The organism is Actinomadura rugatobispora (genome assembly GCF_042656285.1).
In the GTDB taxonomy this organism is placed as follows: Bacteria; Actinomycetota; Actinomycetes; order Streptosporangiales; family Streptosporangiaceae; genus Spirillospora; species Spirillospora rugatobispora.
Map to the genome: position 1 here is coordinate 16608 of NZ_JBHSON010000012.1, position 15726 is coordinate 32333.

At 69.5% G+C, this 15726-nt stretch carries 14 protein-coding genes and 3 pseudogenes; 9 read left to right on the forward strand and 8 right to left on the reverse strand.

Translation table 11 applies throughout. The annotated features are described in order from the left end of the window. Positions 1-412 precede the first annotated feature (412 nt). From ACFPZN_RS10710 to ACFPZN_RS10725, 4 genes are all read left to right on the forward strand, one after another. A complete protein-coding gene (locus tag ACFPZN_RS10710) occupies positions 413-1519 on the forward strand; it encodes a TolB-like translocation protein (RefSeq protein WP_378281702.1) in 1107 nt (368 codons plus the stop codon). Between the two features lie 289 nt (positions 1520-1808). Beyond that, positions 1809-3794: a PKD domain-containing protein gene (locus ACFPZN_RS10715; RefSeq protein WP_378281703.1), complete on the forward strand. Its 1986-nt coding sequence runs from the start codon at positions 1809-1811 to the stop codon at positions 3792-3794. A gap of 479 nt (positions 3795-4273) precedes the next feature. After that, positions 4274-4918, forward strand: coding sequence for a TetR/AcrR family transcriptional regulator (locus ACFPZN_RS10720; RefSeq protein ID WP_378281704.1), 645 nt, complete (start codon positions 4274-4276; stop codon positions 4916-4918). A 3-nt stretch (positions 4919-4921) separates the two neighbouring features. Then, complete coding sequence (locus ACFPZN_RS10725) at positions 4922-5299, forward strand: hypothetical protein (RefSeq protein WP_378281705.1); 378 nt, start codon at positions 4922-4924, stop codon at positions 5297-5299. A gap of 62 nt (positions 5300-5361) precedes the next feature. On the opposite strand, the pseudogene ACFPZN_RS10730 reads toward ACFPZN_RS10725, so the two are convergent. From ACFPZN_RS10730 to ACFPZN_RS10740, 3 genes and pseudogenes are all read right to left on the reverse strand, one after another. Beyond that, positions 5362-5484 (reverse strand): annotated as a pseudogene (locus ACFPZN_RS10730) (DUF397 domain-containing protein); the annotation flags it as partial. 48 nt (positions 5485-5532) lie between these two features. Further along, positions 5533-5790 carry a hypothetical protein gene (locus ACFPZN_RS10735; RefSeq protein WP_378281706.1) on the reverse strand — a complete coding sequence of 86 codons (258 nt, stop codon included), beginning with the start codon at positions 5788-5790 and terminating at the stop codon, positions 5533-5535. Positions 5791-5902: 112 nt separating this feature from the next. Next, positions 5903-7162, reverse strand: coding sequence for a hypothetical protein (locus ACFPZN_RS10740; RefSeq protein ID WP_378281707.1), 1260 nt, complete (start codon positions 7160-7162; stop codon positions 5903-5905). Positions 7163-7329: 167 nt separating this feature from the next. Here ACFPZN_RS10740 and ACFPZN_RS10745 point away from each other — a divergent pair. Then, positions 7330-7700, forward strand: a pseudogene (locus ACFPZN_RS10745) (IS5/IS1182 family transposase); the annotation flags it as partial. On the opposite strand, the gene ACFPZN_RS10750 reads toward ACFPZN_RS10745, so the two are convergent. Genes ACFPZN_RS10750 through ACFPZN_RS10760 form a run of 3 tightly spaced genes read right to left on the reverse strand, consistent with a single transcriptional unit; the run spans position 7700 to position 8960 of the window. Beyond that, a complete protein-coding gene (locus ACFPZN_RS10750) occupies positions 7700-7894 on the reverse strand; it encodes a DUF397 domain-containing protein (protein ID WP_378281708.1) in 195 nt (64 codons plus the stop codon). The pseudogene ACFPZN_RS10745 and the gene ACFPZN_RS10750 sit on opposite strands and share 1 nt — an antisense overlap. Positions 7895-7914: 20 nt before the next feature. Next, on the reverse strand, positions 7915-8109 hold the full coding sequence (locus ACFPZN_RS10755; protein ID WP_378281709.1) for a DUF397 domain-containing protein: 195 nt from the start codon (positions 8107-8109) through the stop codon (positions 7915-7917). After that, positions 8106-8960: a helix-turn-helix domain-containing protein gene (locus ACFPZN_RS10760; protein WP_378281710.1), complete on the reverse strand. Its 855-nt coding sequence runs from the start codon at positions 8958-8960 to the stop codon at positions 8106-8108. The genes ACFPZN_RS10755 and ACFPZN_RS10760 overlap by 4 nt, the downstream gene beginning before the upstream one ends. A 155-nt stretch (positions 8961-9115) precedes the next feature. Here ACFPZN_RS10760 and ACFPZN_RS10765 point away from each other — a divergent pair, with 155 nt between their 5' ends. The 3 genes and pseudogenes from ACFPZN_RS10765 to ACFPZN_RS10775 form a co-directional block, all read left to right on the forward strand. Next, positions 9116-9367 carry a hypothetical protein gene (locus ACFPZN_RS10765; RefSeq protein ID WP_378281711.1) on the forward strand — a complete coding sequence of 84 codons (252 nt, stop codon included), beginning with the start codon at positions 9116-9118 and terminating at the stop codon, positions 9365-9367. Beyond that, positions 9364-10263 carry a GNAT family N-acetyltransferase gene (locus ACFPZN_RS10770; RefSeq protein WP_378281712.1) on the forward strand — a complete coding sequence of 300 codons (900 nt, stop codon included), beginning with the start codon at positions 9364-9366 and terminating at the stop codon, positions 10261-10263. Before ACFPZN_RS10765 ends, ACFPZN_RS10770 begins: the two co-directional genes overlap by 4 nt. Before the next feature lie 117 nt (positions 10264-10380). After that, a pseudogene (locus ACFPZN_RS10775) lies at positions 10381-10827 on the forward strand (DedA family protein); the annotation flags it as partial. 129 nt (positions 10828-10956) lie between these two features. On the opposite strand, the gene ACFPZN_RS10780 reads toward ACFPZN_RS10775, so the two are convergent. Beyond that, positions 10957-11538, reverse strand: coding sequence for a DUF4126 domain-containing protein (locus tag ACFPZN_RS10780; RefSeq protein ID WP_378281713.1), 582 nt, complete (start codon positions 11536-11538; stop codon positions 10957-10959). A gap of 127 nt (positions 11539-11665) precedes the next feature. On the opposite strand from ACFPZN_RS10780, the gene ACFPZN_RS10785 reads away from it, so the two are divergent. Beyond that, positions 11666-12703, forward strand: a complete 1038-nt coding sequence (locus ACFPZN_RS10785; RefSeq protein WP_378281714.1) for an SGNH/GDSL hydrolase family protein — start codon at positions 11666-11668, stop codon at positions 12701-12703. Here the strand turns inward: ACFPZN_RS10785 and ACFPZN_RS10790 are convergent. Continuing rightward, on the reverse strand, positions 12687-15602 hold the full coding sequence (locus tag ACFPZN_RS10790) for a hypothetical protein (RefSeq protein WP_378281715.1): 2916 nt from the start codon (positions 15600-15602) through the stop codon (positions 12687-12689). The genes ACFPZN_RS10785 and ACFPZN_RS10790 overlap by 17 nt on opposite strands. Positions 15603-15726: the final 124 nt, after the last annotated feature.

The window sequence follows — 15726 nt, forward strand, 5'->3', positions numbered from 1 at the left end:
CCGGTCCATCTAGCAAGGGGAGATGGACTGGGCCAACGGGGATGTCCGATTGCATCGGCGGGTCGAAGAGGAAACCGACACCGTCCACGCCCGCGTATCGAGCCCAGAGCCGTGGCTCTCCAAGGTCGCGACCCCCTCCAGCCGCTGCTCGCCCGCGGCCCGGCGATCTTCCGGCCGAGGAGGGGCGGCGGTCTGCGAACCGATGATCCGTGGTGCACCGGCCCCGGATGGAGCACCACGCTCACATCCGAGGCCTGAATCGACGTCCCGTCTCGGTGTCACTGAGCGAACCCGGCCGCGGCCAAGCCCCGGGCATGACGGCACGAACGCGCGCGACGATCGCGGCGGCCAAGAGCGGATACCGATGCCCATCCAGTCCGACTTCATCGTCGCAGGCCAAGGGAGCAGATCAATGCGACCACGAACCCGACTGCTCACACTCATCACAGGTGCGTCGATCCTCGGCTCGCTGTCGCCCAACGCGGCGGCCGCCGAGCAGCGTCCTCGCATCGACTACTTCAGCGCTCCCTTCGACATACGCCGCGTCCTCGACTGGGGCGACCGGCCTGTGTGGTCGCGCGACGGCACCAAGATCGCCTTTACCGAATCCGACACCGAGCAGAGTCACGCGCACGAACTGGATCTCCGCACCCGCCAAGAGCGGTGCCTCACATGTCAGTGGGGCGACAAGGGGCTGGTCGAACGCATCTATTACCTGCCCGACGGAAGCTTCCTCATCACAGCGGGCCCGGACCAGGCGAGCACCGAACTGTACTGGATGCCACAGTCCCTTTCGCGGCCGCCGCAACCCCTGGGCGTGCAGGCCGTGGGAGAAGTCGCCATCACGCGGTCCACCGCGTCGCCGCGGGACGAACGCCGACCACGCCCAGCATCACCCCGAGGAGATGATGTACGGCACCCGGCGACCGCACCGGACGGCGGCTTCCGACTCGCTGCCTGGAGCGTCCGCGGAGGGTTGTGGACGGGCACCATTGCACATGACGGGTCGCATGCCGCGATAACCAGCCGGCGGGAAATCAAGATTCCGCTCGAGGGCCTGATCGAGCCCTACAACTTCCTCAGGAATGATCAGGCGCTCACCTTCTACCATATCGACGACATCGACGGCGTCCTCAACGGAGAGATGCACGAGGTGAACCTGCGTACCGGCGCGGTGACGAACCTGTCGCGGGACCCTGCCCATAACGAGGCACACTCATTCCCGAACGAGCGTTTCGGTCTTGAGGAGTCGAACCGGATCTCCGACCCCGACGGCCCTGACCGGGGTGTCAGCGGTCACGCGCGCTACGGGGACAAGCCCTTCGATCTTTTCGTCGTGGATTACGAACGCTCGCGAAACATCCGCAGGCTCACGTATGTGAGCGATATCGGTGGGGAGGCCAACCAGTCGGTTCCCGCGCCCGATGGGCGCCGTGTCGCGTTCGTGCTCGATCCCCGGGCCAGCGGACCCCTCGCTGGTAGTGGCGGACTCTACCTCGGTGAATTCCGTCGACCCTGATGCACGCTGCGACCACGAGCGTGTCCAAGCCTGTGACCACAGCGCGATCCGTGGCACCTTCCGCGCGCGCAGTGACGGCATCCCGCACATCGCGAGCATGAGGAATCACTCATCTATGAGCGGCCGCGGTTGCCTGTGGGGTCGGCCGCGTGCCGCTTTCCAGGCGCCGTCTTCACGGCGACCGAGCCGCCTCATCCCACCCCCGCAAAGGATGGTCATGTCAAGGAGAACCAGCAGTACGTGGACCAGGCGCATCGCCGCGGCACCCGCACCCGCCACGCTGGCCTCGATGACGGCGCTGGCCGCCGTCGTCATCCCGGCGAGCGTGGCGACGGCCGCAGAAGGGACGGCCTGGTGCAGGCCACTCACGGCCGGTGGCCCAGTGTTCATCACAGCCGCGTGCGTCGACCCGGTGTTGGACGAGCCCTACATCGACGCCGACCGGCCCGGGACTACGACCGACCCGGCGACCGGCGTCACGGTCCACTACCGCTACGTCCACGGCGGATTCAGCGGGACCAACGCGAGATTCTCGCTCTACTTCCCGGCACCGGGCCAGTATCGGGGGCGTTTCTTCGAGTCCACCTACCCGACGGTGACGCAGGAGGACGCGGCGTCGGAAACCGTCGCTTTCGCCATCTCCAACGGCGCATACGTAGTTTCGACCAACAACGGCGGAGGTGTCACGGCCGCCGCTGAAGTCGGGCCTTACCGGGTGAACGCGGCATCGGCGAAATACTCCCGGACCGTCGCGGCCAAGATCTACCGCTCCTCTGTGCGGCCGCGCGGCTACCTCTACGGTGCGAGTGGCGGCGCGTACCAGACGCTCGGTGGGCTGGAGAACAGCAGAGGCGTTTGGGACGGTGGTGTTCCCATGGTTCCGGGCGTCCCGAACGGCATCCCCAGTTCCATGACCGCTCAGTTGCTGGCCTCGCGGGTGCTGCGCGACAAGCTGCCGGAGGTCGCCGAGGCGGTGGCGCCCGGCGGCAGCGGCAATCCCTACGCGGGCCTGAACGCCGAACAGCGCACGATCCTGCGCGAGGTGACACGTCTGGGCTTCCCGCTGCGCGGGTGGTGGCAGTACGCGACGTTGGACGGGGGCGCCTTCCAAGCCGTCCAGCCGGGGGTCCGGGCCCTCGATCCGACCTATTCCGACGACTTCTGGTCCAAGGCGGGTTATGAGGGTGGCGAGCCGGCGGTGCGTGCGGCTCGGGTGCGCCACGACACGACGGCGACGGGTCTGGTCGGCTCGCCGAGGGGGCTCGTGCTGGCGGACGTGCCGGAGGGGGAGACTGCGGGCGCGGATCTGGTCATCGCCAGCGGACCGGCGGCGGGCAAGGTCGTGCCGATCGGAAGGGTGACCGGGCGCACCCTCACCTTCGGGGCCGGGGCCGACCCGTCGGTCACCGACCAGATCAAGCCCGGCACGTCGGTGCGGATCGACAACTCCTGGCTGATGGCGCTGCAGTACTACCAGCGCCATCAGGTCCCGGGCCCGGACCAGTACGGCTGGAACCAATACCGCACCGCGAACGGCCTTCCTGCCGGGCCACAGCGACCGACCCTCGTCGGGCCGATCCTGGCCGCCGGAGCGGGCGGCGCGGTCGCCACCGGCCGCTTCCACGGCAGAATGATCATGCTGGCGTCCACGATGGACGTCCAGGCATACCCTTGGTTCGCCGACTGGTACCACCGCAAGGTCCGCGACGCGGACCTCGGCGGCGGCTACCGGCTCTGGTACATGGACAACGCCGACCACGACCGCCGCGGCCCCGCCACCAGCCCCGAAACCGACGCCGCCGCCCACATCGTCGGATACGACGGCGCATTGCAGCAGGCACTGCTCTACCTGGACGCCTGGGTCACCCGCGGCATCCGGCCTCCCGCCACCACCGGCTACGGCATCGACCCCGATACCCAGGTTCGGCTCGCGCCAACGGCCGCGCAACGCCACGGCGTCCAGCCGGTCGCGACACTGAGGGCCGACCCAGGTCCGCACCACGCCGGCACACCCGTCACGTTCTCCCTCAGCGCCCAGGTCCCGCCCGGCGCAGGAAAGATCGTTCGAGTGGAGTGGGACTTCAAGGGCACCGGCACCTTCACGGCCTCTCCGTCCCCGAATGGATCCGTGATCCACCAGCGGGCGACTCACACCTTCGTCAAGCCCGGCACGTACGACACCGTCGCCCGCGTAACCGCGCAACAGAACGGCGACCCTGACACCCCATACGGCCTGGTCCAGAACCTCGCCGCTGTGCGGGTGATCGTCCGCTAAGACGTCGCTTGGGGACACTGACAGTGTGAACAGCCAAGGCTGAACACCGTCCACAGCCGGTACGGGCCCTCGCCGTGGGCGTCCGCCTCCGCCTGCTGCCAGGCGCGGTGCGCAGCGCCGCGATGGTGGTGCGCTCCAGCGAGATCATCCCGGTGCTTCGCGCGGTCTTGGGCGGGCACTGTCAGTCGCCCGTCGCGTCGCCGCAGCTGTCGGCAGACCACCGCACTGCCCTCGTCCAGATCGACATCACACCACCGCGGCCCTGCCGCCTCACCACGCCTCAGCCCACAAGGCGATCAGATGACAGGCCGCTCACAGACGGTGCGAAGCGATCGCGTCCGGAAACTGCGGCCTTCGCGTGATCATGGATGCTGCTGAAGCACCACGATCGACTGCCACCGAATTGACGACTCCGGACACTGACCACCGCAGGGTTCACTATAAGTCCGACCGGTCGGTCTTATAGTATCCTCGGCGGCATGGAAGACGAGGGACGGGGAGACGGCCGGCTGCTGCGGGGGCGGCGAACCCGGGAGGCGGTCTTGGACGCCGCCGTGGCGCTGGCTTCGGTGCACGGCATGGAGGGCCTGTCATTCGGACGCCTCGCCCAGCACCTCGGCGTGAGCAAGTCCGGGCTGTTCGCCCATTGGAAGGAGAAGGAACACCTGCAGCTCGACACGATCGACTGGGCGCGCCGCCAGTGGACCGACCGGGTCGTGGCACCGGCCCTGCGCACACCTCCCGGTCTGCGCAGGGTGTTCGCGCTCCATGAGGCGCGGCTGGCCTTCTACGCCGACGGCGCGCTGCCGGGAGGTTGCTTCTTCCTCGCCGCCCAGACCGAGTTCGACGACCGGCCCGGTGCCGTGCACACCAGGTTGGCCGAGTCGATCCACGACTGGCTGGCGTTCATCCGGTCGCTCCTCGACGAGGCCATCGCCCTCGGCGAGCTTCCCGGCCACCTCGATACCGGGCAGCTCGCCTATGAGATCGATGCGCTGGGCGAGTCCGCGGTGATCCACTCGCGGCTCGTCGGCCGCGAGATCACCTTCACTCGCGCCCGCCGTGCCGTCCTGGAGCGGCTGCGCGGCCACGCCACCGACCCCGACGCCCTTCCGGAGGACTGACTCGTGCTGAGAAGCGCCTGGACGCCTGGACCGGCCGACGCCCACGGCCACGTGCTCGTCAGCGTCACCGAGTTCACCGCCGACCACCTCTGGGACATGCCGAGGATCTACCGGGCGGGCACACGACTGACGCGCCTGTGGCCGACCCTGGAGGGCGCCGTCGGGCACTGGCTCTGGTTGGAACCCCTACGGCGCAGGTCCGGCTCGGTCTCCCTATGGGAAAGCGATCAGGCCATGCGGAACTTCGTCAAGCTGCCTGTTCACCTGCAGATCATGCGCGCGTTCCGGGACCGCGGATCGCTCCGGTCGACCACCTGGACCGCGGACGACCCGGAACTGTCCGACACATGGCGTCAGGCATCGGAGTTCCTCAGGCAGTAGCGACGGCCGATCACGATCGAACATCGGACGCCGAATTGACGGCTCAGGACACCGGGGGCAGGTCAGCCACCTTTGGTGGTGGGCGGGAGCGTGAGGACGGGTCTTTGGAGTCTCGTACTGCCACGGTGTCGTTCACCCTCGGCCACCTCGATGCACTCCGGTTCCTGGAGTTGGCTGTGGCTGCTCGTGCGCCAGTGAACGTAGGTCGGTCATGAGCCGAGGCTGAGCGCCGCTTAGAGGTCGCGCAGATTGGTGACGTGGGTGGTCCAGGCGCGGCGCGCCAGGTTACTGACGGTGATCTCGTCGGGCAGTGATCTCGTCGGGCAGTGGCCCAGGTCATCGAGCTTGTCGAGGGTGGAGCCCAGCAGCGGGGAATCGTTTCGATCGGCCGGGGCCGGCACCCCGCCCAGCGGGATGCCGTACCCCTCGACCAGCAGCGAGCGTTTCATGTCCTGTTTGGGCCGGTCCAGTTCGAGCGCGAAGGCGTCCACGTGGCAGCGTGACCTTCTCGGCACGGCCGTCGCGGACCGTCACTCGGGCCTCGACCAGCCCGGCGGGCATCCAGGCCGGCAGATCCAGGGCGATCTGCACGATGTCCAGCAGTTAGAGGAAGCGGGAACTGGGGACGGGGCCAGGGGAACGGACGCGGCTGCGGGGGCCGCTCAGCCAATGGTCGCGAATCAACGCGACGAGGTGGTGGAGCGCCTCATCGCGGTCAGGGGGCGTGGCGCCGTCGCCCTCGTCCAGAAGGGGCGCGGCTTGTACGATCTCGTCGGCCAATTCCTCGACGGGTCGTTCGTCGGGCGGGATCCGTTGCAGGGAGCCGTCCGTTCCCTGCCGGAGCCCTTCGCCCCATGGCTCCGTCACCGCCTGGTGCAGGAACCCGCTGACGTCCGCGCTGACCGGCGCCGGCGTGGTCCAGCAGGTGGCGTGCTCGAACAGGACCTGGCCCGGCGTACGTTCCCACAGCTCGCTCACGTCGGTCTCGTTGAGGTTGTAGGCCACGACGAGGGTGTCGGGACGTCCCGGGGCGAACGGCTCGGCGGGCAGGCCGAGGACCCGCGCGGCCGCCAGCCCGAGGATGTGGCTCGACCGGTCGGGGAGCAGGCCGATCACCTTCGGCTCCCGTCCGGCCGCGGCCAGGATCAGACGGAGCCGGTCCAGGCTGCGGCGGCAGCCGCCGTACCCGTCGCCCATGTACGCGTAGCGGCCCGTCATACCGGCGTCGAACCCGTACGGCGACAGCGTGGCCAGCACACCGCCACTGAGCACGAAATGCCAGCCCCGCAGGTCCTTGGCGTCGAGCGGGCTGACCGCGCGGATCGCATGGGCGCGGGCGAGCATCCGGGCGAGCCGGTCGCGCGCGGGCAGCCAGTGGTCGTCCTTCGGCACGGACAGCCGCTCGGCCTCCCCGGTGGCGCGGGCCAGGTCCCCGGCCATGAGCGCGTTGTACGCGACGAGGTAGCGGTCGGGCCAGGGGCGCAGGATGGCGGTGTGCTCGTCCAGCACGGTGACGGCCTCCGCGTGCCTGACCTCGTCCTCCAGAGCAGCCACCAGTTCGTTCAGCACCGCCGTAGACCGGGGCGCCATGGTGAGGGCCGAGCGCAGCGCCGGCACCGCGAGGAAGGAAACGCCCCGTTCCACGCACGCGTGACCGAAGGCGTACAGAGTCTGGGGGCGGGCCGGGTCGGCGGCGACGGCGGCGGCCGCCTCCCTGAGATCGTCGAAACCCGATCGGGCGGCCGCCCCTTCCAAGAGCCGCGCCACCTCGGCCTGCTCCATGCTCTCCGCGTTGAATCGAAGGTGCCCCAGCAGCCCGGGGATGTCGCCGGCGTCCAGAAGTGCCCATGCCTCGGTGATCATGATGCGGGACGGTACCGCCCCGGACCAATCAGGATCACCCGGTTTTACGCAGCTCTCGAAGGAACCCCCGCCGGCGCACCGGAATCGCTCGGCGAACGCCTCGCCATAACGTCGTCGGCTATTCATGCAGGTGGCCCCGTGGCGCTGATTAAGAGCTCGCGCAACCGTTGTGGGTCCAGTTCGAGGCGCTGCTGCCCAAGCGGCCGGGTGTACGACCCGGCGCATCCGCTGGGTTGTCACCGGCGGCGCATCAGCGACCGGCTCGTGTTCGGCAAGCTGCTCCAGGTCCTGTGGTTCGGCTTCGGCAACCACGATCCGCAATCGCCGCGACGAATGGATCGCCGCCGGGGTGTTCGCCCGGCTCAACCGGATCGCCCTGGCCGCCTACGACCGGATCGTCGGCCTGATCCTGGACGACCTCGCGGTCGACGGCTGCATCACCAAGGCGCCCGGTGGCGGTGAGCTGGACGAATTGGGTCCGCCGCCCGACGACATCACCGTCCATCTGGACGCCGGCTACGACTCCGGCAAGACCCGTTAGCTGTTCTTGATGTCGCGCAGGAGTGAGCGCCACGTGGCGGCGTGCAGGGGGAGGACGGGGCCGCCCAGGTCCTTGGAGTCGCGTACGGCCACGGCGTCGCTTAGTCCTGCAACCTCGACACATTCGCCAGCCTGGCTGTTGCTGTGGCGGCTCTTGCGCCAGCGGGTGGGGGAGGGGCGGGCCTCGTTCATAGGGCGAGGCTAGGTGCTGGTCAGGCGTTTTTGAGGTTGCGTAGGAGTGAGTGCCATGTGGTGGGTGGGAGGGTGAGGACGGGGCCGTGCGGATCCTTGGAGTCTCGTACTGCCACGGCTTCCGTCATCGCCGCCACTTCGACGCATTCTGACGCCTGGAGTTGGCTGTGGCTGCTCTTGCGCCAGGTCACCTGGGACAGGGGCGATGCGTTCATAGGTCCGAGACTAGGCGCTTGATCAGGGATTGGGAATCCGGCTCGGTAAGGGCTGAGGTGCGCAGCCGGTCGAATGCCGCGCTGTAGCGCTCAAGGTCTGCTTTGCCTTCCAGATGCAGCCTGCCGGTGAGGTGGGTGATGAGAACCGAGCTCAGGATGGGCGGTCGGCCGACGTCCAGCATCCAGAAGGTTGCGGTCACTCCCGGATCCTCTCGACAGGAGAAGGGGAGAACCTGCACGGTGATGTGCTGTCTTTGGGAGTCGTCGAGCAGCTTGAAAAGCTGCTCGCGCATCACCGTGCGGCCGCCTCGTGTGCGACGCAAAGCAGCTTCGTCGATGACCAGGCGCAGCCGAGGCGGAGCAGAACGATCCAGTATCTGCTGACGTCGCATCCGGAAGGCCAGGAAGCCATCCATCTTGCTGGTTTGTGCCTCCTCAAGATCCGATCGGACGATTGACCGGGCGTAGTCCTCGGTCTGGAGGAGACCGGGGATGAAGCCCATCTCGAAGGCGTCCAGGTGGGTCGCGTCGTTCTCAAGCGAGGTGTAATCCAGCGCATCGGCTGGGATGGTGTCTTTGAAGTCGTCCCACCAGCCTTGTTGGTGTTGTTGGGCGGCGAGGGTCATCAGGGCGTGGTGGGTGTCGGGGTCGACGTCGTAGACGTCCAGGATGTGTTTGAGGTCGCGCAGCCGGAGTAGTTGCGTTCCCTTCTCGATCAGGCTGAGGGACGAGCCCGATCGTTCGATGCGGCGGCCTGCGGCGTTGAGGGTGAGGCCCGCCTCCTCGCGGATCTGCCGCAGGGTGCGGCCGATCTTGCGGAGGCGGGCCGTCGAGGGGGGTGATTCCGCCATGTGATCAGAGTGTCACGGTGTGCAGTCATGGGCCACGAGGATCCAGGGACTCTGGAAATCCAGTGACTGGACGTCGCGGGCGAAGCCGAAAGTGTTGTCGCGTGTGCGGAGCGCGATGAATCTGGCCGGTGACATCAGGACCGAAAGGGGATGTGATGGCGCCGAGCGAGATGCGGTACGCGCTCCTGGCCGGGTTGGCGTGGCGGTTGTGGACGGGCTCACTGGGGTGCCGGCTGGAGTTCCCGCGGTGCGCGGAGCCCGTCCTGTACGTGCGGTGCGGGGACGGGCACTGGGAGCCGGTGGTCGCCGTGCAGTGCGGCCATGCGTGGCTGCTGCTCTGGCGGGGCGCTGAGGTCGACGCGGCCCGGCTGGACGAGGTCGCGCGCACGATCGCGGCGGCGGCGTGAACGGGGCGGGGGTCGGGGTCACGCTGCCGGGGCTTGAATGTGCCGCAGGCTTGGCGCGGGCGTACGTCCGGGATGTTCTGGGAGCAGGGCATCCCGCGTTGGACGACGTGCGGACGTGTGTGAACGAGGCGTTCGCGAACGCGGTCGAGCACACCGCGTCCGGGCGGGGCGGCCGGGTCGAGGTGAGCGTGGTGGACGAGGGCGTCCGCGTCCGCGCGGAGGTGGCGGACGACGGGGCAGGGGGAGCGCGGCCGCGGCTGTGCGACGACCTCTTGGCCGAGAACGGGCGCGGGATGCGGATCATCGATGCGCTGGCCTCGGAGTGGGGCGTGCGCGCCGACGGGGTTCGCAGCGTGGTGTGGATGCGGTTTGCCGGGACGGGGCGGACGTACGATCGCGGCATGGATCTGGAACCGCGCCCGGCACGGCCCGAGGACTGGCCGGTGCTGCCGGGGATCGAGCAGTCCGGCGACGCCCTGTTCACCCCCCTGGGGATCGTGTTCCCGCCCGGCCCGATGGTGGTCGAGATGATGATCGAGAAGCGGGCGGAGATCCTCGTGGCCGGGGATCCGCCGGTGGGGTTCGCGGCGGTCGAGGAGGTGGACGGCGCCGTCCACCTGGAGCAGATCAGCGTGCACACCGACCACGTGCGGAAGGGGATCGGCGGCAGGCTGCTCAAGGAGGTGCTCCGGCGCGCGGCGGAGGCGGGGTCGCCCGGGGTCTCGCTGCTGACGTTCCGGGACGTGCCGTGGAACGGCCCCTGGTACGCCGCGCACGGTTTCGAGGAGCTCCCGCGCGAGCGTTGGGGGCTTGGCCTGCGCGCTCACTGGGACGCCGAGGTCGGGGCGGGTCTGCACGAGTTGGGTCCGCGGGTCGTGATGTGGGCGGAGCTCTGACCTACCGGGGGTGTCGGGCTTTGCCCGCTTCGTCCGGTTGATTAAGGTTGCCCCTGGGCGGCGCGGTCGAACGCGCGGGGGCACGGGGTGGAATGGATCGTCGACGGCGTCCGGACGATGGGGGAGCTTCCCTTCGCGGTCGTGTTGGTCGTCGCGGGGTTGTTGGCGTTCGCGGAGTCGGGGCTCGGGCTCGGCGCGCTGGTTCCGGGAGAGACGGCGGTGCTGCTGTTGGGCGCGTCGGCGGCGGAACCCGTGCGGTTCGCCAGCATGCTGGTGGTCGTGGCTCTGGGGGTGACGGCGGGCGACCATGTCGGTTACGGCATCGGGCGCCGGTACGGGTCGCGCCTGGGGCGGACGCGGGTCGTCCAGAGGCTCGGCGAGCGGCACTGGGAGCGGGCGCTGGCGGCGCTGCGCCGGCATGGGGCCGCGGCGGTGTTCCTGACGCGGCTCGTCCCGGTCGTGCGGACCCTCACCCCGGCCGCGGCGGGGGCGTCGCGGGTGCCCTACGGCCGTTTCCTGCCTGCTTCACTGGCCGGGGCGCTGCTGTGGGCGAGTGTGTACGTGGGGCTCGGCGCGTTCGCGGGGGCCTCGGTGGCGCGGCTGGAGCGGCTGCTCGGCGCGGCGGGCTGGGCCTTGGCGGGGGTGCTGGCGGTGGTGGTGGTCGTCGCGTTGGCGGTGCGGCGCCGGCGGGCCTCAGCCCGGTTGCTCCTCGCGTCGTCTGCGGAGGCGGAGCAGGCGGTATCCGACGTAGCCGAGCATGGCGAGGCCGATCAGCGCGACCACCGGGGCGAGGACGGCAAGCAGGCTCATGCCCAGGGAGAAGGTGTCCTCGACGGTGCTGACGACGGGTGCGCCCGCGCCGAGGGTGCCGGCGTTGACGACGGGACGGACGGAGGTCTTGGTGAGGTGGACGATGAGGGCGACGGCGATGCCGAGCGTCCAGCCGATCCACGGGTTGTCCCGCATGAACGTGGAGTCGTCGACGCGGGCGGCGGCCTCGGTGGCGGCGAAGACGGCGCCGCCGGAGGCGGGGCGGATCAGGGTCTGCATGATGTCGTTGACGGTGTCGACGACCGGGACCTTGTCGACGACGACCTCGGCGGCCAGCAGCAGGGCCAGCAGTGCCAGCACCCGACCGTCGGCCAGCCAGGCGAACTCCGCGGGCAGCCGCACCAGGTCGCTGTGGCGGTCGAGCAGGCCGACGACGAGGGCGGGGATGAAGGCGTTCAGGCCCGCCGCGGACGACAGGCCCAGACCGGTCAGCACGGAGAGCACCGTCCCAGGATCCCGCACTCAAGATCGTTGAGCGCGCGGTACGGAAAATAATCTACAATGTAAAGGCGGGAACCCGGGCGGCCCTCGCGGCGTCTGCCAAGGGGGAGCCGGAGAAGGGGACGGTGGCATGCGAATCCCGGGCGTACGCTTCGGCCCGCGCGGCCGGGCGGTCGCGGTGCTGGTCGGACTGCTGGCGGTCGCGATCACCCCGCTGGTGGCGCTGCCCGCCGTCCGGTGCGAGGTCTTCGGCGCCGGCTGCCCTGCGAAGATGAAGGTCGCCAGCGCCGATCCGGCGCGCGCGCAGCCGCAGCGCAGGGCGCTCACCCCGGCCGAGGCCGCCGCGCAGGGTACCTACGTGGCCCTGGGCGACTCCTACTCCTCGGGCCTCGGCGCCGAGGCCACCGTGGCCGACCAGAACCCGCTGGAACGCTGCCAGCGCACCTCCAAGGCCTACTACCACCAGGTCGCCAAGAGCTTCCCGTTCAAGGGCAGCGCGTTCTGGGCCTGCTCGGGCGCCACCACCCGCACCTTCCTGAGCGGCAAGTCGGGCGAGCCCTCCCAGCTCACCCGGATCGACGCGAACACCAGCCTGATCACCATCAGCGTGGGCGGCAACGACGTCGGGTTCTCCAAGGTGCTGGCCGGGTGCGTGGTCAAGCTGCCCTGGAGCCGCAGCTGCTCCGACCAGGGCCGCGACGTGGCCGCCCGGATGGCCGAGCTGCGCCGCACGCTTCCCGACCTGTACTCCAAGGTCACCGCGAAGTCGCCCAAGGCGAGGGTGATCGTGATGGGGTACCCGCGGGCGTTCTCCGAGGCCGACGGCGCCGGCGGCGACAACCTCTCGGTCGCCGACCAGCAGTGGCTGAACGCGCGGGCCCGCGACCTGAACGAGCTGATCCGGCAGACCACGGCGGAGGCCGACCAGCGGATCGCCGCGACCGGCGGGGCCGGCAGCGTGGAGTTCGCCGACGCCTACAGCACGTTCGCCGGGCACGAGGTGGGCAGCTCCGACCCGTACATGAACGGCCTGGCCGTCAGCGTCTCGGCCCTGGCCGCCGAGCCGCGCAGCTTCCACCCGACCGTCCGGGGCCACGAGGCCCTGGCCCGCCTGTTCGTCGACCAGGTCGGCAAGGGCCCCGGCCGCCCCCTCAACCAGTACCGCTGAGCGGCGGCCGCGGGCACGGATCCAGGCCCGGAGCCGAGGCGCCGCCGCCGCTGAGCCGTCCGCACACCGGCTCGGACTTCACCCGCCCGTCCTGAGCGGTGATCTTGACCAGGGTGAGGCCCCGATTGCCCGGCCCGGCCCGGCTGTGGGTCTCCCGGGTGAGGTCGACCTTCCCGGTCGCGCCGTCGGGCACCGTGACGTGGGGCAGGGCGAGCCGGACGGAGCCCGAAGTGACCGAGCGGCTGCCCGGAATCTGGGCCGGATCCGGCCGGTTCAGCCCGAGCACGTTGAAGGAATTCTGCGCCGCCTGTATCAGGGCCGAGGTCGCGTCGAAGGCGAGGGCCATATGACCGTCGACCAGTACCGGGTCGGCCCCCTGGATGGTCGCTCCGTTGCCGAGGCCGAGGAAGGCGGGATTGCGCGCGAGGAGGAAGAAGGAGCTGATCGTGGCCCGGCTGTTCGCGATCAGGTGCGGAAGGTGGGCGAAGGCGGTGTGGTAGAAGGTGATCTTCGGATGCAGGGCGACCTGGTACGGCCCGGTCCCGAACTGGTACTTCGTCACGTCGTCCCCGGCCACCACGGTCAGTTCCCGATCGGTGCAGCCGCCGAGGGCGAGGCCGTGCATGAAGCCCCACAGGTCTTCGGCGCGCCCGGCGAAGTACACCAGCGTGTAGGGACTGGAATCCGCCCCTGCGCAGGCGTTCCGGACCTTGTCGGAGATGTCGTTGGAGCTCAGGTACGGCACGCTGTCCACATGGCGAGGTCGCAGCGCCTCCAGCACGCCGGAGGCCAGTTCGGGGCCGTAGGCGTCGTCGGAGGGGTCGGACGCCCTCGACACGATCATGATGCGCTCGATCGGGCGGGTCCCCGATTTCTCACGTGCGGCCGCTTTGGCCGCCGTGGCCTGCTCGAGGCTGGTCGAGGCCAGCGAATAGTAATGCGGGAGTGCGGGCAGGCGGTCCGAGGAGTTGGCGGTGCCCAGCACGGGGAGGCCTGCGTCGTGCAGTCGCCGGATGGCTCTTTGCGTGTGCGCCGTGTTGCGGGCCAGGCCCACCACGCCGATGACCGTCGGATCCCTGCGGGCGAGATCCAGCATGCGGTCGGCGGCGATTCCGGCCAGGCCCATGTCCTGGCCGGTGTTGACGGGCAGCAGCCGCACCTGCAGGAAATTGCCGACCTGGCCGGGATGCTGCCGCCCGTTGTTCCGCACCTGTGCGAGGTGGGCGCCCGCGAGTTCCCTGATGCTGCTCACGGCGCGGTCATGTTCGCCCTGCCGGGCGGTGAAGGCCCCGGCGTGGAGCACGGTGACATAGGGTTTTCTGCTTTTTCTGACCCGCTCGTTCTCTTTGTTGATCTTGTTTTGCAGGTCGGCGAGAGTCAGCCGGGAGCCGGTGTTGCCGGGGCTGGGCGGGCGCACTTCGCTGTCGATTCCGACGCTTGGCCGGCCGCGTTCGAAGCGGACTTTCCCGGTCGCGACTCCCGCGCATTCCTTGAAACCGTCGGGATGCCTGTGCAAACGGGTGTCGGTGCTCCAGTCGAAGGTGATCCCCACGTTGCAGTAGTCCAGGCGAAGGCTGGCCTGCACCATGCCCGCGATGATGGCCAGCGCCGCCACTCCGGCGAACAGTCCGCGCCTGGACCAGGCCCACGTCCAGCGGGGGCGGCGGCGGGGTGTCGCGGGACGCGAGGGAATGGAGGCGGCGTCCCCGGGCTGGACGGGCAGGCGGAGCAGCCAGGGCAGCGGCACGTGGCTGCTGGGGGGCTGGAGGGTGCCGAGCGCCGCGCGCCATCCCCCGTAGATGCCCAGAAGTGACTTCCGTTCGGGGGTGGGGGATGGGCCGGGGAGTTCGCCGCGGTGGGCGGAGTCCGCTGAGGCGATGACGAGGAGCGGGTGCATTTCGCTGCGCTGGCTGCGGATGTCGCTCAACGCCGCCAGCAGGTCTATCCCGCCGTTCTTCTCGGTGACCCCCTTGAGGAAGAGCACGGGAGGGGCGGAACGTTTGAACCCGCGCAGGTCGGGTGAGAGCCTGCGGTGGTTCGCCCGCATGTCCTCCAGAAAGGCCAGCGTTTTGATCCGGAGCAGGAAGTCGTGGGGGGCGGAAGTGGTCAGGCGCCTGAGGACCTCGTAGAGGCGCCCCTCGAAGCCGGTGCGGCCCTGGGCGCCGCCGCTCCCGTCCCCGAGGATCCTGATGAGGGAAGACGTGGCCAGCCACCGGTATCGGCCGCCGAAGCCCACGCGGGAGAGGACCGGGAGCCAGACTCCGCGGGCGGGGAGCGCGGCGGTCAGGAAAAGCAGGCCGAAGAGGATTCCTGTGATGGCCAGCGCGATCCAGTTGTTCTGTCCGGCGAACCCGCCGATGATGCCGCCGGCCACCGCCATGACGAAGGCGGCCACCGTCGCGCCTTGGGCGAAGACGTTGGCGGACCGGTTGCGTCTGGGGAACAGGCTCGCCTGCCTGTTCCAGGCCGTCACCGCGACGGCCGACATGTCCTGTGAATCGGATGCGTGGCCCCGGGCCGCGGCGGCGGCCTCCTCCAGCGTCCTGACCAGGTCTGATCGGGGGAAACGGAACGCGCCGTAATGAGGGGATTCGGCGACCCAGTGGATATTCTGCGTCAACCGGTCCAGCAGCGTGCATGCCCTGGAGCGGGGGTTGCGCGACTCGCCGCCCTGCTCTCCGTTCTCGCTCAACTCCACGTACTGGTGGGTGAGGTTCAGTTTCTCGGCGCATTTGTGCAGCGCCGCCATGTACGCGCTTTCGTCGACGGCGATGGTGCCCGGCTCGATGACCACCACCGGGAACGGGCGTACGTGTAACCGCCAGGGGAGCGGCCGGGTGAGCCGGTTGAACAGGGTGAAGAGTTCGCTGGCCGAGTCCGGTTCTCGGGGGGCGTTCACCCATCGTCTCCCTCGGTCGCGGTGTCCTGAGGGGCGCGTTGTGAACCCATGTGTCATTAATCCACGTGGGCGTGCGCCCTGCGGTGGAGCGGCCGCGCGGGGAGCGACATCGCTTGGTGCGAGC